Raw genomic sequence first — 24523 nt, forward strand, 5'->3', positions numbered from 1 at the left:
CCCATCCCTCGAGGAGGAGGACCCCCATGTCCGAAAGCCAACTGCTGACGTCGCCGATGACCCGCCGACGCGCGCTCCAGATCTTCGGCATCGGCGCCGCGAGCATGACGCTCGCCGCGTGCGCGCCGACCGGCACCGCGAGCACGCCCGGTGCGGCCGCCGCAGGCGGAAGCTTCACGCCGACCGACTTCGCCTTCTCGAGCTGGTCGCTCACCGAGGAGGCCGCGGCGCCGAACATCCAGGCGCTGCTCGAGAAGTACTCGGGCGCGAAGGACGTCGCGATCGAGGAGGTCTCGTTCCCCTACAACGAGTACTTCAATCAGCTCACGCTCCAGGTGCGCGGCGGCCAGTTCGCCGGTGCGGCGCACGTCGACGTCGCCTGGCTCGGCGCGCTGGCCGCGCTCGGCAAGCTGCAGGATGTCTCGGCGCTCACCGAGGGTCGCGGCTACACCGAGTCCGCGCTCACGGCCGCGCAGTTCGACGGGGTCCAGTACGGCTTCCCGTGGACGATCGGCGCGATCGGCCTCGTCACCAACTCGGAGATCCTGCAGAAGGCGGGCATCGACGAGTTCCCGACGACCATCGACGACTTCGAGTCGGCGCTGAAGGACCTCAAGGGGCTCGGCGGCGGCCTCATCCCCTACGCTGCCTCCACCAAGGCCGCGCAGCTCAAGGACATCCTCATCTGGATGCAGACGTTCGGCAGCCCGCTCGTCGACGATGGCACGGTCACGATCGGCGACGACGCGAGCGTCGAGGCCGTCACCTGGTACAAGAGCCTCTACGACCAGGGCCTCATCGCGCCGGACGTCGACCGCTTCGACGCCCGGTCGCTGTTCGCGCAGGGTCGCGCGGCGATCTACGACGACGCCCCCGTCGGCCGAGGCGCCGTCACCGGCGAGTCGCCCGACCCCGACCTCGGCTCGAAGCTCGACCCGAAGTCGCGCCCGGTGCTGAAGTCGGGCGACACGCCCCGCGCGCTCGTGTGGGGCGGCGCGATCGTGGTCGTCGACGGCGAGGGTGCGCAGACCGCCGCGGACTTCGGGCAGTGGGTCACCTCCGACCTCGAGACCGTGCTCGAGGACTACGAGCGCCGCGGCCTGCCGCCGGCCATCACCGAGGCGCTCGAGTCCGACGAGGTGACCTCCGACGAGTTCGGGGCCCTCTTCAGCGAGCGCATCACCGCGACCGCGACGACGAACCCGTTCTGGGCGTACCCGCAGTACGCGCAGATCGAGACCGAGATCGCCGAGCGCGTCCAGGCCGTGCTCGTGGGCCAGCAGAGCCCGGCGGATGCGATGGCCGCCGCCGGCGAGGCCGCGCAGAAGCTCATCGACTGAGGCGGATCCCACCCATGACCGGCACGACTCCGCATCGGGTTCGAGGAGGAACCATGCAGGCAGCATCGCACCGAACGCACCACCCCCGGCGGCGTGGCGCCGCGGCCGCACTCGCGGCCGCGGCCGTCGCCGCGGTCTCCGTGGGGCTCGCCCCGGCGGCGGCCGCGGCACCGCCGCCCGTCCAGGTCGAGACGCTCCCCTACGCCGTCGACACGTCCAACCAGGCCGCCTGGTGGTCGCCCGTCGACGTCTTCGAGGGGGTCACCTACTTCGCGTACGACGCGCCGGCCTCGCCGTCGTCGCGCCATGAGGTGCACCTGGCCGCGAAGGGCGCCGACGGCGCCTGGGTCGACGGATGCCTCCGCGCGACGACCGGCGAGTGCGCCACGTTCGTCGACGACAACGGCCACAACCAGCCGTCGATCATCGTCGACGGGTCGGGCACGATCCACGCCTTCGTCTCGATGCACCACGAGCAGTGGAACTACTTCCGCTCGACGGTGCCGGGCGATGTCACGTCGCTCGTCGATGCGACGGCCGAGATGCCCGACCTCGACGGGTTCATGACCTATCCCGTCACGGCGCGCGGTCCCGAGGGCGACGTCTGGGTGCTCGTGCGCTCGGGTCTCGAGGGTCAGGCGACTCGCGAGGGGGCGCTGTACCACCTCGACCCCGCCGTCGGCGAGTGGACGTTCGAGACCGCGATCGGCTCCGCGCGGGGCTACTCGTTCTACCCCGACGACGTCGAGGTCGACGAGCGCGGCCGCCTGCACGTGCTCTGGGAGTGGGGCCCGTTCCCCGCCGACCCGGCGAGGCACCTCGGCTCGTACGTGGTCTACGACCCGACCGACGGTTCGTTCTCGGATGCCGCCGGCACGAGGCTCGCGGGTCCGATCACGCCCGACACCCCGGGCGCCGTGGTCTGGCAGCCGTTCACCGAGGGCGAGGAGATCGGCAGCTACACGCCCGCGCTGCAGAGCGCGAAGCTCGCCATCCGCAACAACGCCCTCGAGGCCATCGCCTACCGCTTCGTTCCCGCCGACGAGAGCGCGTACGACATCTGGGTCGCCGGCTGGAACGGCACCGGATGGGATCGCGAGCGACTCGTGGATGCCTCGGAGCTCGGCGCGGGCGTGTCGACGATCGCCGCGATCGACGTCACCTCGTTCGGCGCGAAGACCCGAGTCTACGGTGTGCTCGGCGTGCAGGTGTGCGGCGTGCTCCGCAGCCAGGTGATCGCGCTCGAGCGCTTCGCCGACGACGATTCCTGGTCGGCCTCGACAGTCGGGAGCGACGTGGTCGGACAGCAGCGCCTGCGGGCAGCGGTCGGCGAGGACGGGAACGACGTGCTGTACGTCAGCGCGCCCGCCACCTCTCCGGGCAGCGGCACGCTCAGCCATGTGCTCGTGCCCCGAGCCGGCGCGGAGACGACCGGCGTCTCGCTCGCGGGCGTCGTGAGCGGCATCCGGGGCGACCTCGGCGGCACGAACGTGGCCCTCGGCGCCGACGTGACCGCCTCGTCCGAGCTCCGAGCCGACACCGCGGCCGAGCTCGCCGTCGACGGCCAGTGCGCCGATTCGAGTCGCTGGATCTCTGCGCTCGGCGACCTGACCCCGAGCATCACCGCGGACTGGGGCGAGCCGACCGCGCTCGAGGTCGTGCGCGTCCGCAGCGGCTACAGCAGCGGCATCCCCTCGCAGTCGGTGCTCCGCGACTTCACGGTCGAGGTGCACACCGACGCCGGCTGGACCGAGATCGGCCGGTACGACGACAGCGTCGACGGCACCGTCGTCGCGCCCGCGAACGGGCTCGTCGCCGATCAGGTCCGCCTGCTCATCACCGACCCATCCGCCTCGTCGACCGACGTGGCCCGCGTCTACGAGATCGAAGCGATCGCGGCGGGCGGATGACCGACGGCCGGTGCGCCCCACTCGGCGGGAGGGCGCACCGGCTTCCCATCTCCACCCGCAGCCCCGATCCATCCACCAGACGTCACACCTCACCCGCACCCCTCCCCTGCGAGTACCGGAAGGACCCTGCACCACATGCGCACTCAGACCGTCGAAGCCGACATCATCGTGATCGGTGGCGGACTCGCCGGCGTCAGCGCCGCCGTGGCGGCGGCGCGCCAGGGTCGCAGCGTGGTGCTCGTCACCAACCGGCCGGTCCTCGGCGGCAACTCGTCGTCGGAGGTGCGGGTGTGGGTGTGCGGTGCGACGGCCCACGGCAACCAGCGGTGGGCGCGTGAGACGGGCATCATCGGCGAGCTCTACGTCGAGAACCAGTATCGCAATCCCGAGGGCAACCCCGTCTACTGGGACGACGTCGTGCTCGACACCGTTCGGCGCGAGCCGAACCTGCAGCTCTTCCTGAACACGGATGTCTCCGAGGTCGAGGCGAGCGGCCCCGATGACGCGCGCCGTATCGAGTCCGTCACCGGCTGGACCATGGGCTCGGAGATCCGGACGACGTTCCGCGCCCCGGTGTTCCTCGACTGCACTGGTGACGGCCTCGTCGGCCACCTCGCCGGCGCCCGCTACCGCCTCGGCAAGGAGTCCCGGGCCGAGTTCGGCGAGGACTGGGCGCCCGAGGAGCCGGTGCGCGAGTTCCTCGGCTCGACCCTGCTCTTCTACACGACCGACCTCGGCCGCCCGGTCAAGTACGTGGCGCCCGAGACGGCGAAGGACATCTCCACCACGCCGATCCCGACCTCCCGCGTCATCCGCAGCGGCGACAGCGGCGCACACTACTGGTGGATCGAGTGGGGCGGCGAGCTCGACATCGTCGACGACAACGAGCAGATCCGCGATGAACTGCGCGGCGTCATCCTCGGCATCTGGGACTACATCAAGAACTCGGGGAAGTTCGACGCCGACACCCTCACGCTCGAGTGGATCGGGAACCTCCCGGGCAAGCGCGAGTACCGCCGGTTCATCGGCGACTACACGCTCCACCAGGGCGACGTGATCGACCAGACCGCGTTCGACGACGGCGTCGCGTTCGGGGGTTGGTCGATCGACCTGCACCCCGCCCAGGGGATGTACGCGGAGGGCGCGGGCGCGCTGCAGCGCTTCTCCGAGGGCGTCTTCGAGATCCCGTTCAGATCGCTGTACTCGGTGAACGTCGAGAACCTGCTGATGGCCGGGCGGGATGTCTCCGCCACCCACATCGCGTTCGGCGCCGCGCGCGTCATGGCGACGTGCGCCGCGATGGGCGAGGCCGCGGGGACGGCCGCGGCACTGTGCGTCGAGCACGGGGTCACGCCGCGCGAGCTGCACGCAGACCGCCGGGAGGAGCTCCGGCAGACGCTCCTGCGCTGGGATGCCTCGGTCCTCGGCGTCGCGAACGACGACCCCGACGACCTCGCGCTGCGGGCACGGGTCAGCGCCTCGAGTGCGTCACGGGTGATCGCGGCTGGCGCCGACGAGGGCGATGAGCGGATGCCGCATCCGCTCGCCGACGACCTGGGGATCGTGGTCCCGGTACATCCCCGACTCGACTCCGTCGACCTCTTCGTCTCCGCCGTGCGCGACACGATCCTCACGGTCGAGGTGTTCTCGACCGGCAAGCCCCAGAACGTGGTGCCCGCGCACCTCGAGCACGCCACCGCGGTCGAGCTCACGGCGGGCGACGCGCGCTGGGTGACCCTGCCGACGCCGTTCGCCCCCGAAACGCCGCAGAACGCGATCGTGGTCGTGCGCGCGAACCCCGACGTCACCGTGCACACGACGCGGCCGCTCCCGCCGGGCGTCCTCACGCTCGTGCACCGCGCAGACAACGACGACCAGAACGTGACGATCAGCCAGGACGAGCTGCTCGTTCAGTGGCCGACGAAGCCGCTCCGCGGGCGGTCGCTCGCGTTCCGCGCCGCGCCCGAGTCTGAAGCGCTCGCGCCGGAGCGCGCGGTCGGCGGGTACCACCGTCCGTTCGGCGGGCCGAACCTGTGGGCGTCGGCGCGCATGCGCGACGGGCGCGAGGAATGGCTCCGCCTCGACTGGGACGAGCCCGTCTCCGGCCGGGAAGTCCGCCTCGTGTTCGACGACGACGTCGACCTCGAGCTGAACACGCTCCACCACCATCGCAGCCCGGACGAGGTGCTGCCGCAGCTCGTCCGCGACTACCGCGTCGAGGTACTGCCGGCAGCGGATGCGGCCGACGACGACGACGCAGACGACGAGCCTGCGGCCGACGCCTGGGTCGTCGTCGCCGTCGAACGGGACAACCGGTGGCGTCACCGCATCCATCCGCTCCCGGACGGGCTCGGCGCCATCCGCTCGGCACGTCTCGTCGTCACCGCGACCAACGGCGCACGAGAGGCGCGGGTCATCGCGTTCCGGGTGCAGGCATGACCGAGAATCGCACTACGGTGATCACCGGGGCGGAGCGACGCCGCTCCGACCGCATCGCAGCGAGGAGCAGCACCGTGGCCGACCCCGCAACCGCGCCCCGCCGCAGCGCCCCCATGCCGCGCCGCGAGCGCACGGGCATCGTCGCACTCGCGGTTCCGAACCTCGAAGAGCCGTACTTCGCCGAGCTCACCGCGCTCATCGTGCGACGCGCCGACCAGCGCGGACTCTCGATCCTGATCCAGCAGACCGAGGGCGATCACGATCGCGAGGTCGACATCGCCAACGGCGTCGGGCTGCCCCAGACCGACGGGCTCATCCACATCCCCCGCTCGCTGACGGTCGGCGACCTCACGCGGCGCACGTCGCCCGGGCCGCTCGTCCTCCTCGGCGAGCACATCCAGGTGAGTCCGTTCACGCACGTCACGATCGACAACAAGGCCGCCGCGCGGTCGGCCGTCGAGCACCTCGCCTCCGTCGGGTGCCGTCGGATCGCGTTCATCGGCCCGCGCGATGCCAGCCCGTCGGATGCCGCGGACCAGCGCTTCGCGGGCTATCGCGAGGCGGTCGCCGCCCTCGCGCTCGATCCCGACCCGGCGCTCGTCGCGCAGGTCGTCTCGTTCACCTCGGGCGAGGGCCAGCGGGCGCTCCGAGAACTCATCGGTTCGCGCACGGTGTTCGACGGGGTCGTCTGCTCGAACGACTCGGTGGCGTTCGGCGTGCTCGCCGCGCTGCACGAGGCGGGGCGCCGCATCCCGGAGGATGTCGCGGTCATCGGCATCGACGACGTCCGGGCAGCCCGGTTCGCCGCGCCGGCGCTCACCTCCGTCGCGCCCGACAACGAGGCGCTCGTCGAGGCGGCCCTCACCGAGCTCGAGCGGCAGATCGCAAGCCCCCCGGGCGCCGACCTCCCGGTCCGGCACGTCGTCGTGCCGGCGCGCATCGTCGCGCGCGCGAGCACGGCCCGCACGAGCCGGACGCGCTGAGGTCGGCCGTGGGTCATCCGCTCACCGGCTCGCCGCCGGAGGCGGTCGGTCGCTCGCGCGTCGTCCGAGGCCCGCGCGATCAGTCCGAGGCGGAGTCGGCCGTCGCCTCGACGTCGACGCCAGTCTCGGCGATGTCGCCGACCGGGACGACCCAGAGCTCCCCGACCTCGCCGCCGATGACCTGGCGCGCCTCCTCGGGGAGGCCGTCGTCGGTGATCAGCCGGTCGATCTCGTGGAGGTCCATGATCGTCGTGAGCCCGACGACGCCCCACTTGGCGTGGTCGGCGAGGACGATCGCCTCACGTCCGGCTGCGGCGAGCGCGCGGTCGGTCTCGGCCTCGAGCAGGTTCGTCGTGGTGAGGCCGGCCTGCACGTCGATGCCGTACACGCTGAGGAACACCAGGTCGCAGTGCAGGTGTTCGAGCGAGCGCACCGCGACCGGGCCGACGAGTGCGTCGGACGGCGTGCGGACCCCACCCGTGAGCACCACCGTCTGCGTGTACGGTTCGTCGGCTCGGTCGGGCCGCTGGAACGTGTCGGCGACCGGCAGCGAGTTGGTGACGACGGTGACATCCGGGATCGACCGCAGCTCCTGGGCGAGCGCCCAGGTCGTCGTGCCGCCCGAGAGCCCCACGGCCATCCCGGGTTCGACGAGCGCCGCCGCTCGGCGCGCGATCGCGCGCTTCTCCTCGCGCATGCGATCCGTGCGGGTCGTGAACCGTCGGTCGTCGGCATCGGGCCTGCGGTGCACGGTCGCGCCGCCGCGCACCTTCTCGAGGTGCCCGTCGGCGGCGAGCGCCTCGATGTCGCGCCGGATCGTCATCGCACTGACGTCGAGCTCGTCGGCGAGGTCGCCGATCGTCGCCGCGCCCTGTCGCCGCACCGCGGCCATGATCCGCGCCCGACGTTCCGCGACCAGCACCGGCTCTCCTTCCGACCCTCGGGCCAGTCTGCCACGGCCCGCCGCCCGCACCACGGAGGTTCCCGCATGACCGCCGCCCCCTACGACGCGTGGTTCCCCGCCGCTGCCATCGACGGCACGTACGGCTGTGACGAGGCGGCGCTCCGCGCCGTGCCGCCGGTCCCGCCTCCGCCCGGGTTCGCCGCGACCTGGCGACGCTGGAACGAGTCCGCACGCGCCGTTCCGGCTGCTCCCGACCTGGTCCCGCTCGGTCGCATCGGCGCGCACGAGGTCTCATCCCTCACGTTCACGGCGTCCGACGGGCTCCGGCTGCGCGGGTGGCTGGCCGTGCCGACGTCGGGCGCGGCCCGTGTCGGCATCGTGCACAGCCACGGGTACGGCGGCCGGGAGGCGCCCGACTTCGCACGCGTGCCCGCGGACGCCGCGGTCGTGTTCCCCGTCGCTCGCGGCCTCGGCGCGGTGAATGCGGGCGTCGGCGCTCCTGAATCGAAGGACGAGCACGTGCTCCACGGGATCGGCTCGGTCGACGAGTACGTGCTCGGCCGCTGCGCGAGCGACCTGTGGAGCGCCGCGAACGCGCTCGACGAGGTCGTCGGGCCGCTTCCCCACTACGTCGTCGGCGAGAGCTTCGGCGGAGGCATCGGCGCGCTCGCGCTGCCGTGGGACGACCGGATCGTCGGCGCCACGCTCATCGTCCCGAGCTTCGGACAATACGACGTGCGCCTCGACCTGCAGTGCGAGGGCAGTGGCGAGGCCGTGCGGCGGCACGTGCTCGCCCACCCGGAAGCTCGTGAGGTGCTGCGCTGGTTCGACGCGTCGACCGCTGCCGCATTCGCTCGGGTACCCGTCCGAGTCGAGGCGGCACTGTGGGACACGTTCGTGCCGCCACCCGGGCAGTTCGCCGTCGCGAACGCGGTGGCTGCGGCCGGCGACGCGGCGCCGTCCTCAGCAGCCGCGAGTGTCGGAGATGCGGCAGGTACCGGCGCCGAACTCGAACTCGCGGTGCTGCCGGCCGGCCATGCCGAGTATCCCGGTCTCGCCGAGGTTCGCGCGGCGGCCGAGGCGGCGACCCTTCGGCATATCGAGCGGGTGCTCGACCGAAGCAGGCTCGCCACTGGGTGAGGCCGGCACTTCGGCGTGGGCCGCACGGGCGCTCGCAGGACCGGGCTGGCGATCGACATCGGGTGCAGGTTCGTCACCACCGATTCCGGATCTCCTCGGCCCACCCCTCGAGCCCGTCGACCGCCAGGCGACGACCGTCGACCTCGACCCAGCCCGACCAGTGGCCGAAGCACTGGTGCCCGCGCGTCCCGATGACCAGGAGCTCGGTGCGGCTGACGCGATCCCAGAACGGCGTGAAGGTCAGGTCGAGCGAGCTGCCCCGGATGCGCCAGGGCTCGAGCCAGTCCGCGGTGTCGTACTCCCAGTCGAGCTCCTCGGAGACCTTGTGCAGGCGCCCGTCGACGATGATCGCGTTCTCGGTCGAGCCGGTGCCGTCGGTCCACTTCGCACCGAGCTGCAGGGCGAGGTCGCGACCGCCGCTCCGTCCGGCGCCCGCGGCCCAGTTCCAGGTCATGCGGTAGGGCCAGCGCCCGCGGCCGTGGTCGAGCGCGGCCCACGTGTCATCCGTCGCGAATCGCACGGTCTCGCCTGCGACCCGCAAGGTGCCGGATGCCGGGAGGCCGATGTCCTTCACCGTGTACTGGAACCGGCGATCCGACCAGGGCACGACCACGGCGAGCGCGTCGCGATCGGCGGGACGGATGACGGTGACGTCGAGTTCCACCTCGGGCGCTGTGGCATGCAGGCGCGTCGCGCCGGGCTCGTCGTCGATGTCGATCGACAGGTCCCGTGTGCGGGCCCGGGCCGGACCGTCGCCGAGGGATGCCGGGAGGGTCGCGCCGCGCGCGAGCGGGGCGACCGCACCGAGGTCGATGGTCTCGCGCGTGCGTCGGTCGTGCACGAGCAGGTTGTGCACGCCCGCGTAGTCGAGCGATGAGACCGTGAGCGCGACGAGATGGGTCGGCGACACGATCGCCCAGTACTCCCAGCGCTTGTTGCGCCCCCACGCGACGCGCCCGCGGCCGATGCCCGACGTGTCGTGCAGCGGCCGCCGGCTCCAGCCCACCGCGTCGCGGTCGAGCCGCCCGTCGGGGCCGCACAGGGTCACGGGGTCGATGAGTTCGCGCTCGACGACGGGCTGCGGCATCCGGTACCTCCACTCCGAGACGGATGCCGCGTGGCGTCGGCACCGCTCGCAGCGTACCGGTCGTCGGCGCCCGGGTCGGTCGCCGCGGATGTCGGGACTACGGGCGACCCCTCGGAGCATCGGGCTCCGGCTCCGGCTCGGGCTCCGGCTCCGCGCCGGGCTCCGGCCCGCCGTCCGCGAGCGTCAGCGACGCCTGCTCCGCGCAGGCCTCCTCGACCCCTTCGGCCGCGACCTGCTCCCGGCGCTTGCGCGTCACGAGGTACGAACCGGCGAGGACCAGCACGAAGCCGACGATCGTCCACACGGTCACGCGCTCGCCGAGCACGAGCGCGCCGGCGAGGATCGCGACGGCGGGATTCACGTAGGTGATCGCGGTCGCCTTCACCGGACCGATCTCGCCGATGAGCGCCACCATCAGCAGGAACGCGAGCGCGCTGCAGATCACGGCCAGCACGACGATGGACACGATCACGTTCGTCGACGGCCACACCGCAGGCCACGCGCCGGTGAACAGCACGAACGGCACGTACACGGCGGCGGTGGCGGCGAGCGACACGGCGACGACCCCGACGCCGGGCAGATCGGGCATCCAGCGCGCGAGGATCGCCGGACCCAGCGCGTAGCCGACCACGACGACGGCCATCTCGGCGACCGCGATGAGGTCGGAGCCTGCGATGTCGAGGCCGACGAGCGCCGCAACGCCCAGCATGCCGAGCGCGATGCCGAGCCAGTTCAGGCGCGTGAGCCGTTCGGGCCGGCCCATGATGAACGCGATCGCGACGCCGGCGAGCGGCACCGTGGCGAGCAGGAGGCCGGCCGTCGAACTCGGAAGCCGCTGTTCGGCGGAGCTGAGGAAGTACCACGGCAGGACGATCTCGACGACCGTGTACGCGAGCATCGGCTTCCAGCGCCGGACCACCTGCCACACCTCGCGCCGGGAGAACGCGAGCGGCATGAGCAGCAGCGCGGCAAGTGCCGACCGACCGAGCACGACCATCGCCGGCTCGAGCTCGCTCACGGCCACCTTGATGAACAGGTACGGGATGCCCCAGGCGACACCGAGCGCCGCGAAGAGGATGAGCCCACGGCGAGTCACCCGCCCATTGTCGTGCGTGCCGCCGACACCCGCGACCGGTCGCGTGCCCGACGCTCGCGGAACGTCGCCGCGTGGCCCTAGCGTGGGCTCATGGCCGCCGCCGCTCCCGCCCCGACCGCCGCCGCGCTGCTGGTCGAACTGCGTGCGGCGGCTCACCCGAGCGAGTACCCGCAGCGGCACTACCCCGGCACGGCAGTCGTGCTCGGCGTCCGCATGGGCACGCTCTTCGATATCGCGAAGCCCTACGCGGCGATGCCGATCGGCGAGCTCGAGCTGCTCCTCGACGAGCCCGAGTACGAGCCGCGGCTCGCGGCCTTCTGCGTCATGGACTTCGCCGTGCGCGGCTCGCGCGACGATGCGCTGCGACGCGATCGGTACGACCTGTACCTCCGCCGCCACGACCGCATCGACTCGTGGGACATGGTCGATCGGTCGGCGCCGCGGGTGATCGGCGAGTTCCTCGCGAGCCGGTCGCGCGCGCCGCTGTTCGAGCTGGCCGAGGCATCCGACCCGCTGCGGCGACGCACCGCGATGACCGCGCCCCTGGGATTCCTGCGCCGGGGCGACGCAGACGCGAGGGCCGACGTGTTCCGGCTCGCGGGCATGCTGCTCGAGGACCCCGACCCGGTCGTCTGGAAGCCGGTCGGCATCGCACTCCGCCACCTCGGCCCGGTCGACCCCGACGGGCTCGTGGCCTTCCTCGACGCCAACGCCGAGCGGATGCCGCGACCCGTCCTGCGCGCGGCGCGCGAGAAGCTGCCGCCGGGCACGCGCTACTCGCGCGCCGACGGGGGCGCGTAGCGCGTCGTGCCCGGATCTGCGAGTCGGCGACCGCATCGACCTCAGAGCCCCGGTCCGAAGGGCTCGAGCCGTCGGCTCGCACGGCCCGGCGCTGCCCGCGCGACCCGCACCGCGGCATCCGCTGGACCGCCTTCGACTCGGTCGGCCGCCCTGCCGACGCCGCACCCGCCCGCAGACGCGAATCGCGCCGGCGGGGGCTCCACTCCCCCGCCGACGCGATGTCGGGGCCGGCCGACCCGGGGAGCGTGGTCCCGGGCCGACCGGAGTCGGTTGCGCCGCCGATGTCGCCGCGGGCGAGCCGCGGCGACGGGGCGGCGTCGATCAGGCGGCGGCGAGCAGCCCGAGCGAGTCGATCACGCGGTTCGAGAAGCCCCACTCGTTGTCGTACCAGGCGACGACCTTGATGTGCTTGCCGTCGACGCGCGTGAGCGCGGCGTCGAAGATCGACGAGTGCGGGTTGCCGACGATGTCGCTCGAGACGAGCGGCTCCTCGGAGTACTCGAGCACGCCCTTCAGCGGGCCCTCGGCGGCAGCACGGTAGGCGGCGAGCACCTCGTCGAGCGTGACGTCCTTCGAGACGGTCGCGTTGAGCTCGACGATCGAGCCGACCGGCACCGGCACGCGCATCGAGTCGCCGTTGAGCTTGCCGTCGAGCGCCGGGAGCACGAGGCCGATCGCCTTCGCGGCACCGGTCGAGCTCGGCACGATGTTCTCGGCCGCGGCGCGGGCGCGACGGGCGTCGGAGTGCGGGGCATCCTGCAGGTTCTGGTCCTGCGTGTACGCGTGGATGGTGGTCATGAAGCCGTGCTCGATGCCGGCGAGGTCGTCGAGCACCTTCGCCAGCGGCGCGAGCGCGTTGGTCGTGCACGAGGCGTTCGAGACGATCGAGTGCGACGCGGCGTCGTAGGCGTCGGTGTTCACGCCGTAGGCGAGCGTGACGTCCGCGCCCTTCGACGGGGCGGAGACGAGCACCTTCTTCGCGCCGGCCGCGAGGTGGGCCTTCGCCGCCTCGGCGTCGGTGAAGCGGCCGGTCGACTCGAGCACGATGTCGACGCCGAGCTCGCCCCAGGGCAGCTTCGCGGGGTCGCGCTCGGCGAGCACCTTCACGCGGCGGCCGTCGATGACGAGGACGTCGCCGTCCACCTCGACGGTGCGGCCGAAGCGGCCGCCCACGGTGTCGTACTTCAGCAGGCGTGCGAGCGCGGCGGGCTCGGTGAGGTCGTTCACGGCGACCAGTTCGAAGTCGGCGTCGCGCTCGATGAGTGCGCGGACGACGTTGCGGCCGATGCGGCCGAATCCGTTGACGGCGATGCGGGTCATGACGTCAGGGGTCCTTTCCTCTGTTGCGCGATCCAGCATCATGGTGTGACGGATGTCGCGGAAGTGGCCGGAGCGACAGTATGCGAAAGGATCTCGCCAACGTGTCATCGCGCGATCTCCCACGGGACGCACAGAGACCGCAAAGGTTGCGTCGCGACGATCGGAGCATGCGCCCCTCCCGTGCCTCCGCCGTGCTGCTGTTCGCGTACGCCGTCGTGGTGATGTGGGTCACGCTCGGCCCGGCACCCGGCGCCGTCTCGGGCAACCAGGCACCCGGCGGCGTGCTCGACCCGGGCATCTGGTTCGACGCCGACACGTGGGCGATCGGCTCGCGCACCGAGTTCGAGCTGAACGTGCTGCTCTTCGTGCCGTTCGGGGCGCTGCTCGCGTTCGCCGTCCGCGGCGCGCCCGCGGTCGTCCCGGCGGCGATGGCGGCCGGATTCGCGCTCCTCATCGAGATCGCGCAGATCCCGATGGCCGACCGGATCTCCGATCCGCGCGACCTCGTGGCCAACTCGCTCGGCGCCGTGATCGGCATCGTGGTCGCCCGCATCTCCGACGCGATCGCCGGGATCCCCGCGGCCCTCCGCGCGCGCCGACGCGCGGCCATCGTGCGCTCGATCGCCCGGACGCCGACCGGCCCCCTGCCGACGTTCACCTCCACGGGCAGCCTGCAGGTCCGCTCGGACGTCCGGTCCGGGTCCGACGGCGAGCGACGGACGGATCGGCCGACCTCGGGCGCCGGGCGCGGCATCCGCTGACCCCGCCCGCCGCGCCTCGCCGCACCCGCCGGATGCTCTTCTCAGGACCGATCCGCGAAATCGCGCGTTTCTCAGGAGGACACGCCGCCGAACACGGCGACACGCCGAAAAACTCCTGAGAAACGAAACGGCAACCCGCGGGGCAGCGCCTCAGGCGGAGAAGGTGTGGCGGTACTCGCTCGGCGACGTGCCGAGGATGCGGTGGAAGTGCAGCCGCAGGTTGGCGCCCGTGCCGAGGCCGACCCGCTCGGCGACCTGCTCGACCCCGAGGTCGGTGCGCTCGAGCAGCTCGCGCGCGAGGTCGATGCGCGCGCGCAGGATCCACTGCATGGGCGTGTAGCCCGTGTCGTCGACGAACCGGCGGGAGAAGGTGCGCGGCGAGACGTTCGCGTTCCGCGCCAGGTCGCCGAGCGTGAGCGGTTCCTGCACGTGCTCCATCGCCCACTGCCGCGTCGCGGCGAACACCTCGCCGAGCGGCTCGGGCAGCGCGCGCGGCACGTACTGCGCCTGCCCGCCGCTGCGGTAGGGCGCCGCGACGAGCCGCCGGGCGGCGTGGTTCGAGACCGCGACGCCGTGGTCGCGGCGCACGAGGTGCAGGCAGAGGTCGATGCCGGATGCCGCGCCCGCCGACGTGAGCACCTGGCCCTCGTCGACGAACAGCACGTTCTCGTCGACCCTGACGAGCGGATGCCGCGCCTGCAACGCGCGCGTGTAGTGCCAGTGCGTCGTGGCCCGGCGGCCGTCGAGCAGCCCGGTCGCGGCGAGCGCGAACGCGCCGGTCGAGATCGCGGCGAGCCGCGCCCCGCGCTCGTGCGCGGCGCGGAGCGCATCGACGACCGCGGCGGGCGGGTCCTCGCGGTCGGGGTGCCGGTAGCCCGGGATGAAGATCGTCTCGGCCCACTCGAACGCCTCGAGCCCGTCGGCCACGTGGTACGAGAGCCCGTCGCCGCCCGTCACCGGGCCGGGCTGCGCGCCGCAGACCCGCACCTCGTAGGGCATGCTCGCGCGGGTCGTGAACGTCTGCGCCGGGATTCCGACGTCGAGCGGCTTCGCGCCCTCGAGCACGAGCACGGCGACCCGGTGGTTCCTGCGCGACATCCGCTCGCCCCTCCCTCGATGGCTCGGCTGTCGGAACAGCCGACGCACTCATGGCAAGGATGCCACGGTGCGCAAGGATCTCGCACACCCTGCCCCGTCGCGGGCCGCCGGGCTCAGGCCAGGCGGGGCCACCAGGTCGGCATGAGCGTCGAGAGTCGGGCAGCGGATGCCGCGGCATCCGTCTCATCGCCGAGCGCCCAGGTCTCGAGCGCACCGACCAGTCCGCCCGCGATGTAGGCCGCGGCCTCGACGATCGCGACCTCGTCGCGCGGTGCGCCCGGGACCGCCTGCGCACGCCACACCTCGAGCGCGAGCCGCGCGCGGTGCCGCAGGCGCGCCTCGAGCGCGGTACGGAAGACGCCTCGGCTCGTGGAGCCGAACAGCGCGCGATACCCGGCGCGGTCCTCGGCGACGTGCTCGAGGACGGCGACGAGCGAGTCGAGGTAGCGCTGCGCGACGTGCGCGGGAGTCTCCGCCTCGGGTTGCACGGCGACGGTCGACAGCCGGTCGAGGTCCTGCGTGAACACGCCGAGGGCGAAGTCGTGCACGCTCGACGCGTGCGCGTAGAACGTCGTGCGATGCACGCCGGCCTCGCGGGAGAGCGCCGCGACGGAGATCGCGTCGAGCGGTTGCCGCTCGAGCAGCCGGAGCAGTGCGGCGGTGAGCGCGGCGCGCGTCCGGCGGTGCCGGGGGTCGTCGGCGGGCGACGCGGTCGTGCCTGGCGCGGCGGGAGGCGGCGCGACCGGCGAGGTCGTGGCATCCGCTTCGCTCATGCCGTCACCATAGCGATCACGGCGCCGGCCATCATGCGGCCCAGGGTCGGCCGGCCCGCGACCCCGCCCGACGCCCACCCGCCGGCGGTCCCGGCCGCGGTAGGGTCCGACTCGGGAGGCGATCATGGACGACGAGCTGGTCCTGGTCACCGGCGGCACTGGCTTCGTCGGGATCAGCTGCATCATCAGGCTGCTGCACGACGGCGTGCGCGTGCGCACCACGGTGCGCGACCTCGCGCGCGCCGACGAGATCCGGGAGCTCGTGCGCGATGCCGGCACGGATCCGGCCGGCGTCGAGGTCGTCGCCGCCGACCTCCTCGACGACGCCGGATGGGCCGAGGCGGTCGCGGGCGCGACGTACGTGCTGCACGTGGCGTCGCCCTTCCCCACGCGCCAGCCGAAGGACGAGGACGAGCTGATCGTGCCCGCACGCGACGGCGCCCTGCGGGTGCTGCGCGCCGCGCGCGATGCGGGCGTCCGCCGCGTCGTGCAGACGTCCTCGTTCGCGGCGATCGGCTACGGCCGCCCGAACCCGGGCCGGCGGTACACCGAGGAGGACTGGACGGACCCCGACGGCCCCGGCGTGACGCCGTACGCCAAGTCGAAGACGCTCGCCGAGCGCGCCGCGTGGGACTTCATCGCCCGCGAGGGCGGGGGTCTGGAGCTGGCGACGGTCAATCCCGTCGGCGTCTTCGGACCCGCGCTCGGCACCGACCTGTCGTCGTCGCTCGAGCTGCTCCGGCAGCTGCTGAACGGCGCCTTCCCCGTCGTGCCGAACGGTTCGGTCGGCGCGGTCGACGTGCGCGATGTCGCCGACCTGCACGTGCGCGCGATGCGCCATCCGGATGCCGCGGGCGAGCGGTTCCTCGCCGTGTCGGGCGACGCGCTCACCTACCTCGAGCTCGGGCGTCTGCTGCGCGCCGGCCTCGGCGAGCGCGCGCGCCGGGTGCCGACGCGGGTGATCCCGGACTGGGTCGTGCGGGCGGGCGCCCCGTTCAACCGCGACCTCCGGCTGATGTCGCACGAGCTCGGCCGCCGCGGTGACGCGTCGCACGAGAAGGCCACGCGCCTCCTCGGCTGGACGCCGCGCGACCGCGACGAGGCGGTGCTCGCCTCGGCGCGGAGCCTCGTCGAGCTCGGGCTCGTCCGCGACTGATCGCGGCGGCCGGCCGTCGCGCGATCGGCGACGACGACGGCGGGCGGATGCCGCGGCGCGAGGCCGCGACATCCGCCCACCGGTTCGCATCTCGGGAGCCGACTCAGCCCTCGTAGTGCGCGAGGCCCGCCGTCTCGCCGCCGTCGGCGATGAACTCGGCGCCGGTCGAGAAGCTCGACTCGTCGCTCGCGAGGAACAGGATGAGGTTCGACAGCTCGATGGGCTCGCCGACGCGGTGCAGCGCGACGTGGTTCTGCGGGGTCTCCAGTTCCTCGGTCATGGGCGTGCGGATGACGCCCGGGTGCACCGAGTTCACGCGGATGTTGTAGCGGCCCAGGTCGAGGGCCGCGTTCTTCGTGAGCCCGCGCACGCCGAACTTCGCGGCGTTGTAGCCCGGCAGCGCCTCGTAGCCCTGCAGGCCCGCGGTCGAGGAGATGTTGATGATGGACCCCGCGCCGGACTCCTTGAGGGCGGGGATCGCCGACTTGATGCCGTAGAAGACGCCGGTGAGGTTGATCTTCAGGATCGTGTCCCACGCCTCGAGCGTGTAGTCCTCGATGGATCCGAAGTTCGCGATGCCGGCATTGTTCACGACGACGTCGAGGCGGCCGAACACCTCGGTCGCCGTCGCGACCGCGGACTCCCACTGCGCGTAGTCGGTGACGTCGAGGTGGACGTACCGGGCGTTCGCCTCCCCGAGTTCGGCGGCGAGGGCGGCACCCTCGTCGTCGAGCAGGTCGCCGATCACGACCTTCGCGCCCTCCTGGACGAGGAGGCGGGCGTGCGAGGCGCCCATGCCCCGTGCTCCACCGCTGATGAGTGCGACCTTGCCGCTGACGCGTGCCATTGCTGACGCTCCTTGTCTCGCCGCGGGCGTCGGCCCTGCGGCGCTCGTTGCCGTTCGGGCCCGGGGTCGGATGGCTCCGGGTTCCGCTCTAATCTACATCTGTCGATTAGCGCTGCCTGAGTGCCGGCTGAAACGGAGGCGCACCTCGACTCGTGACCTCGCCGAGACCGGCGTGACCGGATCGAGACCGACGTGATCGGATCGAGACCGCCGTGCGCCCGAAACCGGCGTCACGGGGCCGCCGGGCGCGGGAGGATGTCGGAGCAACACCGCGAGCCGGGACGATGACGTGCCACGACTCCCGGCACGCGGGGCATGATCACGCGAGCATTCGGGGGGAGGGACATGTCTGCCATCGAGTCGCACGAGCCCGGCGACGACCGCCTGCGCGTCGCAGCCCCGCCGGCCACCGCCGCCCCGGCGCCACCGGTCGGCCGTCCACTCGGGTCCGCGTCCCTCACGATCGGGGTCCTGACCGTGGCCATCGCCTTCGCCACGCCGCTCCGCGAGACGCTCGCCTCGGGCATCCTCGCGGCCCTCGCGCTCTTCGGCTCCACGCTCGGCCTGATCGCCCGGGGGCGCGCCCGTCACGTGAGCGGACGCACGCCGACGGCCGCGACCGCCGGGATCTGGCTCGGCATCGGCGCGCTCGCGATCGTCGGGATCTCGGTGCTTCCGGCGCTGCTCATGCCGGCCGGCGGCGGCGGCTGAGCGAAGGCTGCGCTGCGCGGCCGCCCAGCGCGACGCGGGGCGCGGTCCGCGCAGCCGACGAGCTCAGCGCCAGCCGTGCTCCGGCTCGAAGCCGAGCTCGTCGCGCGCCCGCTCGATCGAGAACAGCGACGCCGTGCCCTCGAACTCGGCCTTCAGCGGCACGTGCGGGAAGTACTCCTCGATGAGCTCGCGGGTGGGTCGGGTCATCACCGTGTGGGCGTTGGCGATCACGTAGGCGCGGGCCCCGGAGACATCCGCCTCGATGGCCCGGCGCACCGACTGCGCGGCATCGCGCACGTCGATGTAGCCGAACGCGTTGAAGAGGCGCGATGTCGGGTCGTCCTCGAAGCCCGGGAACTCGCCGTACCGCGCCGGGTCGATCACGTTCGAGAAGCGCAGCGCGACGAACGGGATGCCCGTCCACGCCGAGATCTGCTCCGCCATGGTCTCGCCGAGGACCTTCGACAGCGAGTAGGTCGACGTCGGCTTCGGGTAGTGGCCCTCGTCGAGCGGCAGGTAGTCGGGCTGCGCGTCCGGCCCGAAGTCGAGTCCGAGCGTCGTCTCGCTCGACGCCCACACGACCTTCTCGAGCCCGAGCTGCGCGGCCGCGAGGAAGACGTTGGAGTTCACGGCGTTGTTGACGTTCAGCGTTCGCGCGGGCGTGAAGATCGACGGCGCCGGGATCGCGGCCAGGTGCGCGACCGCATCCACGCCCGACAGCACCTCGATGGCGTCGCCGAAATCGGTCAGGTCGGCCTGCGTGTACACGAGGTCGGGCCGCGACCAGCGCGCGGGCAGCAGCGGCGACGGCGGAACGACATCGGTCGCGAGTACCTCGTACCCGTGCTCGAGCAGGTCGGCCACGACGGCGCGACCGGCGAGCCCCGAAGCCCCGGTCACGCAGATGCGCATCGACATTGGCGTGCTCCCTTCATCGGACGGACCGTTCCATCCTGCCGCCCCGAGCGCGGCCCCGTCACCCTCGATCGATGTCGCCCTCGAGCCGGATGGCACCGGCCACGAGGTGCTCGCGGACGCCTCGTCGGTCGCGAGGTCCGCGGCGCGGCGGAAGGCCTCGGGTTGTGCACTCTTCGCAGGAGCCAACGCCGATCCCGGCGACGCGCCCGTCTTCGTCCAGCGAACGGCAACGTTGTGATGACGAGTGGGAGTGTCGACAGACGAAGGCGCAACACCGGTCTCGCGTCACGGTCGCACTCGAGAAGTGGAACCGCCTTCTGGCCAGCGACTACCGCCCAGGCGGCGCCGCCACAGAAGCCCGCTCCACCAGCCGCGTCTCGAGCGTATGGCGCGACCGGGTCGTCGATTCCCCGTCGATGAGCGCGAGCAACGTGCTGGCCGCCGCCTCGCCGAGCTCGTGCATCGGCTGCGCGATCATGGTCAGCGGCGGGTCCATGACCGCCGCCCACGAGCTGTCGTCGAAGCCGATGAGTGACACGTCGGCCGGGTACGCGAGACCGGCGGCGCGGATGGCGCGGAGCGAACCGGTCATCGCGTCGGTCTCGCTGCAGAACACGGCCGTCGGGCGGTCGGGCAACGCGAGCATGCGCGCGACCTCATCGACCGCGCGCTGCTCGGTCTTCGCGCCGACCATGATGAGGTCGGGGTCGAACGGGATGCCCGCATCGTCGAGTGCATCGAGGTACCCACGGAGGCGCTCGGCGTCGGTCCAGAGGTTCTTCGCGGCGGCTGCGAGCAGTTCGCGGCGGGTCGCCGGACGCGCGTCGGTCGTCGGGCCCCAGACGAAGCCGATGCGGCTGTGCCCCGCTCGGATGAGCGAGTCCACCGCCTCTCGGGCGGCGTCACGATTGTCGATCACGACGGCGTCCAGATCGAGGTGCGAGACTTCGCGATCGATGAGCACTACGGGGATGCCGTGTTCGATCGCGGCCGTGAGGTGCGAGACATCCGCTCGCTCGACGGCCGCCGACGCGACGATGACGCCGTCGACGCGCTTATCGATGAGGACGTTCATCGCCGCGATCTCCTCGTCGAGCGACTCGTGCGTGCTCAGCACGATCGTGTCGAAGCCGCGTTCACGAGACGTATCGGAGATGCCGCGCACCACCCCGGCGAAGAACGGGTTGCCGATGTCGGCCACGATGACGCCGAGCGTGTGGGTGATGCCCGTCGACATGCTGCGGGCAAGGGCGTTCGCGCGGTAGCCGAGCTCCTCGGCGGCTGCCAGCACGCGTTCGCGCAGCTCTGGGCTGACGTACCCGTATCCACCGAGCGTGCGCGCCGCGGTGGCGCGTCCCACACCGGCGGCGACGGCGACCTCTGAGATCGTCGGGGGACTCGGCGCCCGTTCTCGTTCCGCCATACCCCTCTGCCGACCCTTCACCCGTGCGCCTGAACTGACGCCATGCTAGCGGCGGCCGACTCCTCGGAGAGAGCGACGGGCTCCCCCGATGGCGCGGCGTGACGGAACGCGCCCTCGACGAAGCACTGATCGTACGCCGCATCGGCGCCGGCCTCGAGCGCCGCCGCGAACTGCTCACGCGAGGGCGGTGCGGCGTGGCGCCATCCCGACCCGAGCAGCGACACCACGAACCCGGCGAGGAAGGCGTCGCCGCATCCCATCGTGTCGACGATCGTCGCGGTGTCGACCACGAGCCGCGTCGGCGCGGACACCGTCACGGTGCCGTCCGTGACGATCGCGTCGTCGGTGCCGCGCGTCGCAAGGGCGATGGACGCCCCGCGGGCCACCGCATCGACGAGCAGCGTCCGGGTCTCGTCGGGGTCGAGGTGCGAGCACGACAGCAGCACCAGATCGGCGTGCGGTGCCACCCGGTCGAGATACTCGGGGGTGCGGAACTCGTCCTCGCTCGACAGGTCGAACGAGACGAGGGCCCCGGATACCGCGAGCTTCGGCAGCTCGGATTCGCTGCGGGAGTACACGCTCGAATGCACGAGGTCGAACCCGGCAGCGTATGAGAGCAGGCCCTCGTCGAGCACGAGCGGGTCGCGCACCGTGACCCCGCCGCCGTTCCATCCGAGGAAGATGCGCTCTCCGTTCTCCACCTGCAGGGTGGACACCCCACTCTCCCCGGCGCGCACGACGCTCCGCGACAGGTCGACGCCCTCGGCCGAGATCGCCTCCTGCAACAGGGTTCCGGCCGCGTCATCGCCGAAGACACCGAGGTAGCTCGCCTCGGCACCGAGCCGGTGCGCGAAGACCGCGACGTTCACGCAGTTGCCACCGGGGTAGTCGAGGCCGCGATCGAGGAAGCGATCCACGATGTTGTCGCCGAAGCCGAGTACTCGCATTGCCGCCTCCTGATGACGGGAAGTGTAGGGAAGGAACGGTCGACGGATGCCCCGCTCCGCACGCGGCGGCCACGGGGCATCCGTTCGCCCGGCTACCTGAGGTCGATCAGTACTCGACGACGCGGTAGTAGCGACGCAGGTCGAGCGAGTGGTCGCGCACGCGCTCGAGGTGCTTCGAAACGCGGCCGAGGACGGTGTCGAGCACGAGCGGTGCGAGGAGACCGCGGAACTCCGGGCTGATGCCGTCGAGCTCGTAGTCCTTCGTGTCGAAGACCGTCACGTCGTTCGAGACGCGCTTCACGAACCGCTCCACGCGGTCGGTGAGCGCGCGGGTCTCGTCCTCGCCCTGGAAGACGATGACGCTGGTGTCGGGCTCGAGGAGCTCGAGCGAGCCGTGGAAGAACTCGGCGCTGTGCACGCGGGTGGTGCGCAGCCACTGCATCTCCTCCAGGATGCACATCGAGTAGAGGTAGGTGAAGCCCCAGAGGTTCCCGCCGCCCACCAGGAAGTGGTATCCGGTATCGGCGTGAGCCTCGGCGAAGGCGGATGCGACGGGCTCGGCCTGCTCGGCGACGCGGACGAGGACGTCGGGAAGGCCGGCCAGCTCGTCGGCGAACTTCTCATACCCCTCGAACTCGCCCCGCTCCGAGAGCAGCTTCGTCATGAAGAGCAACAGCTGCATATCGAACGGCCACGTCTTCGGCTCGGAGACGAGCGGGATGTCGACGGCCTGCGCGATCGGCGACTCGCGGTAGCCGGTGAAGCCGATGGTGGTCACGCCGCGCGCCTTGCAGTACTCGATCGCTCGGAGGCTGTCGTCAGTCGTGCCCGACACCGACGTGAAGATGGCGACGGAGTCGGCGCCGAGCATGGCATCGCCCGACTCGATGAGCTCGGCGGCGATGACCGAGCGCACCGGCAGGGTCGAGCTGCGCCGCGCGAGGTGCTCGTATGGCCACATCGCCGCGTAGGTGCCGCCGGCGCCGATCAGGAAGAGGTTCGCGAAGCCCTGCTTCTGCAGGCGGCCGACCACCTCCTCGATCTGCGGGCGCAGCGCCACGGCGCTCGCGGTCTGGTTTCGGAACGTCGCCTCGTCGAAGCCGAGGATCGTGGTCTCGAGCATGGATGGTCCTTCCAACGGAGAGCTCGGATGATTCGGGATCTGGTACCGGTATCAGGTCGGCATCATGCTGGCATACGGCGATGGGCGCGTCAACATGCGCGACGTCAGAATCGGCCCGAAATCGCCCAACACCATTGTCTTTCCGCAGAATTCTCTTGATCTGTGGTGCATCCGAGCTCGCGGCGAATCCGGTCCAACGTGCTCCGTTCCGAGTCGATTCGAGAAAACTCTGGTACCGGTATCAGTTTCTGTGTAAAGTCGGGCCCCACGACGACACAGCGTCACCCCGATCCAACGACGGATCGCCGGAGCCCCCTCCGGTCCGGTCCGGCATCCATCCCGAGTCGAAGGAAGACCATGCACGCACCGAGAATCACCGCACTCGCCGCGCTCGCCGCGGCATCCGCCCTCACGATGGCCGGCTGCGCCGGCGGCAGCGCCGCCCCGGCCGCCGACGTCACGGACGAGCCCGAGTACTCGGGCACGCTGAGTATCCTCACCAAGTTCGGCGGCGATCCCCTCGGTCCGTACTTCGAGGACCTCGCCACCCAATACGAAGAGCTGCACCCGGATGTCACGGTCGAGCTCATCCAGGAGACCGATCAGAGCGTCAAGGACAAGACCAAGACCCTGACCGCCTCGGGTGCGCTGCCCGACATCTACTTCACGTGGACCGGCAACTGGGCCCAGAACTTCATCGACGGCGGCCTCGCGGCCGACCTGAGCGAGGTCATCGCCCCCGGCACCGAGTGGGGCGACACCTTCGGCGAAGCGTCGCTCAGCGCCTTCGAGGTCGACGGCAGCTACTACGGCATCCCGCTCTACAACAACGGCAAGTTCATGGGCTACAACACCGCTGTCTTCGACGAGGTCGGCATCGAGGTGCCGACGACGTTCGAGGAGCTCATCGACAGCTGCGGACCCATCCGCGAGGCGGGATACGAGCCGATCGCCTTCGGCAACAAGGACGGATGGCCCGCACTGCACTACCTGCAGCAGCTCTTCGCATACAACGTACCGAGCGACATCCTGAACGCCGACTTCTCGCCCGAGACCGCCGAGCTCGACCACCCCGGGTACATCGCGTCACTCGAGCAGTTCAAGACACTCGTCGACGAGTGCACCGACACGGGCACCGGCACGAACGGCGTGCTGTACACCACCGCGCAGGAGGCCCTCGCCGGCGGCCGCGCGGCCATGTACTACCAGGAGATCCTCGAGTTCGACACTGTGACGGCCGAGGGCAACGAACTCACGCCCGAGGAGTTCGGCATCTTCCAGCTGCCGGTGCCCGAGGGCGCCGAGGGCGAGCCCGGCTCGATCGAGGGTTCGCCCGAGGGCTACCTCATCAACGCGAAGTCGCCGCGCGCGGCTCTCGCCGTCGACTTCATGAAGTTCGCGACGACCCTCGAGAGCGCCACGACCCTCTCGTCGCCGCCCTATGGCCAGCCGAGCACCATCGTCGGCGCCGTGACCCCCGAGACGTCGAGCGTCCCGGTGTTCGACGGCATCACGAAGGTGAACGAGGCATCCGAGATGGTCATCTGGCTCGACACCGTGACCGTGCCCGAGGTCGCCGACGCGTGGCTCGCCGGGGGCGAGGCCCTGATCAGCGGCGGCTCGACGCCCGAAGAGATCCTCGAGAGCGTGCGGAATGCTTCTGACGCAGCCCGATAGGACCGAGACGCGGGCGACGGTGGCGCTGACCACTGTCGTCCCGCCCCCTCGGGCACCGCGACGCCGCGG

The 24523-nt window shown here is 71.7% G+C and carries 21 protein-coding genes; 10 read left to right on the forward strand and 11 right to left on the reverse strand.

The genetic code is table 11. The annotated features are described in order from the left end of the window. The first annotated feature begins 26 nt into the window (after window positions 1–26). From ACQ393_RS13870 to ACQ393_RS13885, 4 genes are all read left to right on the forward strand, one after another. A complete protein-coding gene (locus ACQ393_RS13870; protein WP_430647447.1) occupies window positions 27–1340 on the forward strand; it encodes an ABC transporter substrate-binding protein in 1314 nt (437 codons plus the stop codon). A 53-nt stretch (window positions 1341–1393) separates the two neighbouring features. Beyond that, window positions 1394–3250: a BNR-4 repeat-containing protein gene (locus ACQ393_RS13875; RefSeq protein WP_430647448.1), complete on the forward strand. Its 1857-nt coding sequence runs from the start codon at window positions 1394–1396 to the stop codon at window positions 3248–3250. A gap of 135 nt (window positions 3251–3385) precedes the next feature. Further along, entirely contained in the window at window positions 3386–5689 is a 2304-nt protein-coding gene (locus ACQ393_RS13880; RefSeq protein ID WP_430647449.1) for an FAD-dependent oxidoreductase, read from the forward strand. A gap of 74 nt (window positions 5690–5763) precedes the next feature. Further along, the gene (locus ACQ393_RS13885; protein WP_430647450.1) at window positions 5764–6672 is read left to right on the forward strand and encodes a LacI family DNA-binding transcriptional regulator; all 909 of its coding nucleotides are present in this window, start codon (window positions 5764–5766) and stop codon (window positions 6670–6672) included. A 79-nt stretch (window positions 6673–6751) separates the two neighbouring features. On the opposite strand, the gene ACQ393_RS13890 is transcribed toward ACQ393_RS13885, so the two are convergent. Further along, window positions 6752–7594: a DeoR/GlpR family DNA-binding transcription regulator gene (locus ACQ393_RS13890; RefSeq protein WP_430647451.1), complete on the reverse strand. Its 843-nt coding sequence runs from the start codon at window positions 7592–7594 to the stop codon at window positions 6752–6754. A gap of 66 nt (window positions 7595–7660) precedes the next feature. On the opposite strand from ACQ393_RS13890, the gene ACQ393_RS13895 reads away from it, so the two are divergent. Beyond that, window positions 7661–8716, forward strand: coding sequence for an acetylxylan esterase (locus tag ACQ393_RS13895; RefSeq protein ID WP_430647452.1), 1056 nt, complete (start codon window positions 7661–7663; stop codon window positions 8714–8716). Window positions 8717–8789: 73 nt separating this feature from the next. On the opposite strand, the gene ACQ393_RS13900 is transcribed toward ACQ393_RS13895, so the two are convergent. Together ACQ393_RS13900 and ACQ393_RS13905 are read right to left on the reverse strand one after the other, a co-directional pair. Continuing rightward, window positions 8790–9803, reverse strand: a complete 1014-nt coding sequence (locus ACQ393_RS13900; RefSeq protein WP_430647453.1) for a DUF2804 domain-containing protein — start codon at window positions 9801–9803, stop codon at window positions 8790–8792. 97 nt (window positions 9804–9900) lie between these two features. Then, a complete protein-coding gene (locus ACQ393_RS13905) occupies window positions 9901–10899 on the reverse strand; it encodes a DMT family transporter (protein ID WP_430647454.1) in 999 nt (332 codons plus the stop codon). A gap of 90 nt (window positions 10900–10989) precedes the next feature. Between ACQ393_RS13905 and ACQ393_RS13910 the strand changes: the two genes are divergently transcribed. After that, window positions 10990–11700 (forward strand): DNA alkylation repair protein, encoded by a 711-nt coding sequence (locus ACQ393_RS13910; protein WP_430647455.1) that lies wholly within the window; start codon window positions 10990–10992, stop codon window positions 11698–11700. A gap of 321 nt (window positions 11701–12021) precedes the next feature. On the opposite strand, the gene gap is transcribed toward ACQ393_RS13910, so the two are convergent. Further along, window positions 12022–13020: a type I glyceraldehyde-3-phosphate dehydrogenase gene (gene gap, locus ACQ393_RS13915; RefSeq protein WP_430647456.1), complete on the reverse strand. Its 999-nt coding sequence runs from the start codon at window positions 13018–13020 to the stop codon at window positions 12022–12024. Window positions 13021–13187: 167 nt separating this feature from the next. Here gap and ACQ393_RS13920 point away from each other — a divergent pair, with 167 nt between their 5' ends. After that, window positions 13188–13781: a VanZ family protein gene (locus tag ACQ393_RS13920; RefSeq protein ID WP_430647457.1), complete on the forward strand. Its 594-nt coding sequence runs from the start codon at window positions 13188–13190 to the stop codon at window positions 13779–13781. 150 nt (window positions 13782–13931) lie between these two features. Here ACQ393_RS13920 and ACQ393_RS13925 read toward each other — a convergent pair whose 3' ends face one another. Further along, window positions 13932–14879 (reverse strand): GlxA family transcriptional regulator, encoded by a 948-nt coding sequence (locus ACQ393_RS13925; protein WP_430647458.1) that lies wholly within the window; start codon window positions 14877–14879, stop codon window positions 13932–13934. Between the two features lie 113 nt (window positions 14880–14992). Continuing rightward, window positions 14993–15652, reverse strand: a complete 660-nt coding sequence (locus tag ACQ393_RS13930; RefSeq protein WP_430647459.1) for a TetR-like C-terminal domain-containing protein — start codon at window positions 15650–15652, stop codon at window positions 14993–14995. Window positions 15653–15776: 124 nt separating this feature from the next. On the opposite strand from ACQ393_RS13930, the gene ACQ393_RS13935 reads away from it, so the two are divergent. Then, the gene (locus tag ACQ393_RS13935; protein WP_430647460.1) at window positions 15777–16808 is read left to right on the forward strand and encodes an SDR family oxidoreductase; all 1032 of its coding nucleotides are present in this window, start codon (window positions 15777–15779) and stop codon (window positions 16806–16808) included. A 103-nt stretch (window positions 16809–16911) separates the two neighbouring features. On the opposite strand, the gene ACQ393_RS13940 is transcribed toward ACQ393_RS13935, so the two are convergent. Then, window positions 16912–17655: a glucose 1-dehydrogenase gene (locus ACQ393_RS13940; protein WP_430647461.1), complete on the reverse strand. Its 744-nt coding sequence runs from the start codon at window positions 17653–17655 to the stop codon at window positions 16912–16914. 345 nt (window positions 17656–18000) lie between these two features. Between ACQ393_RS13940 and ACQ393_RS13945 the strand changes: the two genes are divergently transcribed. Then, window positions 18001–18366 (forward strand): hypothetical protein, encoded by a 366-nt coding sequence (locus ACQ393_RS13945; protein WP_430647462.1) that lies wholly within the window; start codon window positions 18001–18003, stop codon window positions 18364–18366. Between the two features lie 63 nt (window positions 18367–18429). Here the strand turns inward: ACQ393_RS13945 and ACQ393_RS13950 are convergent, their stop codons facing one another. From ACQ393_RS13950 to ACQ393_RS13965, 4 genes are all read right to left on the reverse strand, one after another. After that, entirely contained in the window at window positions 18430–19284 is an 855-nt protein-coding gene (locus ACQ393_RS13950; protein WP_430647463.1) for an NAD-dependent epimerase/dehydratase family protein, read from the reverse strand. 328 nt (window positions 19285–19612) lie between these two features. Continuing rightward, window positions 19613–20707: a LacI family DNA-binding transcriptional regulator gene (locus ACQ393_RS13955; RefSeq protein ID WP_430647464.1), complete on the reverse strand. Its 1095-nt coding sequence runs from the start codon at window positions 20705–20707 to the stop codon at window positions 19613–19615. A 17-nt stretch (window positions 20708–20724) separates the two neighbouring features. Continuing rightward, window positions 20725–21654, reverse strand: a complete 930-nt coding sequence (locus tag ACQ393_RS13960; protein WP_430647465.1) for a PfkB family carbohydrate kinase — start codon at window positions 21652–21654, stop codon at window positions 20725–20727. 106 nt (window positions 21655–21760) lie between these two features. After that, window positions 21761–22777 (reverse strand): SIS domain-containing protein, encoded by a 1017-nt coding sequence (locus ACQ393_RS13965; RefSeq protein WP_430647466.1) that lies wholly within the window; start codon window positions 22775–22777, stop codon window positions 21761–21763. Window positions 22778–23134: 357 nt separating this feature from the next. Here ACQ393_RS13965 and ACQ393_RS13970 point away from each other — a divergent pair, with 357 nt between their 5' ends. Then, complete coding sequence (locus ACQ393_RS13970; RefSeq protein WP_430647467.1) at window positions 23135–24454, forward strand: ABC transporter substrate-binding protein; 1320 nt, start codon at window positions 23135–23137, stop codon at window positions 24452–24454. Window positions 24455–24523: the final 69 nt, after the last annotated feature.

It is taken from the genome of Agromyces sp. GXS1127 (genome assembly GCF_050565425.1).
GTDB lineage: Bacteria > Actinomycetota > Actinomycetes > Actinomycetales > Microbacteriaceae > Agromyces.

Excerpts from the sequence above, each read along its gene's own strand:
- ACQ393_RS13940 (WP_430647461.1), bottom strand. The coding sequence starts at position 17,655 with ATGGCACGCGTCAGCGGCAAGGTCGCACTCATCAGCGGTGGAGCACGG.
- ACQ393_RS13880 (WP_430647449.1), top strand. The coding sequence starts at position 3,386 with ATGCGCACTCAGACCGTCGAAGCCGACATCATCGTGATCGGTGGCGGA.
- ACQ393_RS13930 (WP_430647459.1), bottom strand. The coding sequence starts at position 15,652 with ATGAGCGAAGCGGATGCCACGACCTCGCCGGTCGCGCCGCCTCCCGCC.
- ACQ393_RS13965 (WP_430647466.1), bottom strand. The coding sequence starts at position 22,777 with ATGCTCGAGACCACGATCCTCGGCTTCGACGAGGCGACGTTCCGAAAC.
- ACQ393_RS13950 (WP_430647463.1), bottom strand. The coding sequence starts at position 19,284 with ATGTCGATGCGCATCTGCGTGACCGGGGCTTCGGGGCTCGCCGGTCGC.
- ACQ393_RS13935 (WP_430647460.1), top strand. The coding sequence starts at position 15,777 with ATGGACGACGAGCTGGTCCTGGTCACCGGCGGCACTGGCTTCGTCGGG.
- ACQ393_RS13925 (WP_430647458.1), bottom strand. The coding sequence starts at position 14,879 with ATGTCGCGCAGGAACCACCGGGTCGCCGTGCTCGTGCTCGAGGGCGCG.
- ACQ393_RS13870 (WP_430647447.1), top strand. The coding sequence starts at position 27 with ATGTCCGAAAGCCAACTGCTGACGTCGCCGATGACCCGCCGACGCGCG.
- ACQ393_RS13945 (WP_430647462.1), top strand. The coding sequence starts at position 18,001 with ATGTCTGCCATCGAGTCGCACGAGCCCGGCGACGACCGCCTGCGCGTC.
- ACQ393_RS13875 (WP_430647448.1), top strand. The coding sequence starts at position 1,394 with ATGCAGGCAGCATCGCACCGAACGCACCACCCCCGGCGGCGTGGCGCC.
- ACQ393_RS13970 (WP_430647467.1), top strand. The coding sequence starts at position 23,135 with ATGCACGCACCGAGAATCACCGCACTCGCCGCGCTCGCCGCGGCATCC.
- gap (WP_430647456.1), bottom strand. The coding sequence starts at position 13,020 with ATGACCCGCATCGCCGTCAACGGATTCGGCCGCATCGGCCGCAACGTC.
- ACQ393_RS13910 (WP_430647455.1), top strand. The coding sequence starts at position 10,990 with ATGGCCGCCGCCGCTCCCGCCCCGACCGCCGCCGCGCTGCTGGTCGAA.
- ACQ393_RS13895 (WP_430647452.1), top strand. The coding sequence starts at position 7,661 with ATGACCGCCGCCCCCTACGACGCGTGGTTCCCCGCCGCTGCCATCGAC.
- ACQ393_RS13920 (WP_430647457.1), top strand. The coding sequence starts at position 13,188 with ATGCGCCCCTCCCGTGCCTCCGCCGTGCTGCTGTTCGCGTACGCCGTC.
- ACQ393_RS13900 (WP_430647453.1), bottom strand. The coding sequence starts at position 9,803 with ATGCCGCAGCCCGTCGTCGAGCGCGAACTCATCGACCCCGTGACCCTG.
- ACQ393_RS13955 (WP_430647464.1), bottom strand. The coding sequence starts at position 20,707 with ATGGCGGAACGAGAACGGGCGCCGAGTCCCCCGACGATCTCAGAGGTC.
- ACQ393_RS13960 (WP_430647465.1), bottom strand. The coding sequence starts at position 21,654 with ATGCGAGTACTCGGCTTCGGCGACAACATCGTGGATCGCTTCCTCGAT.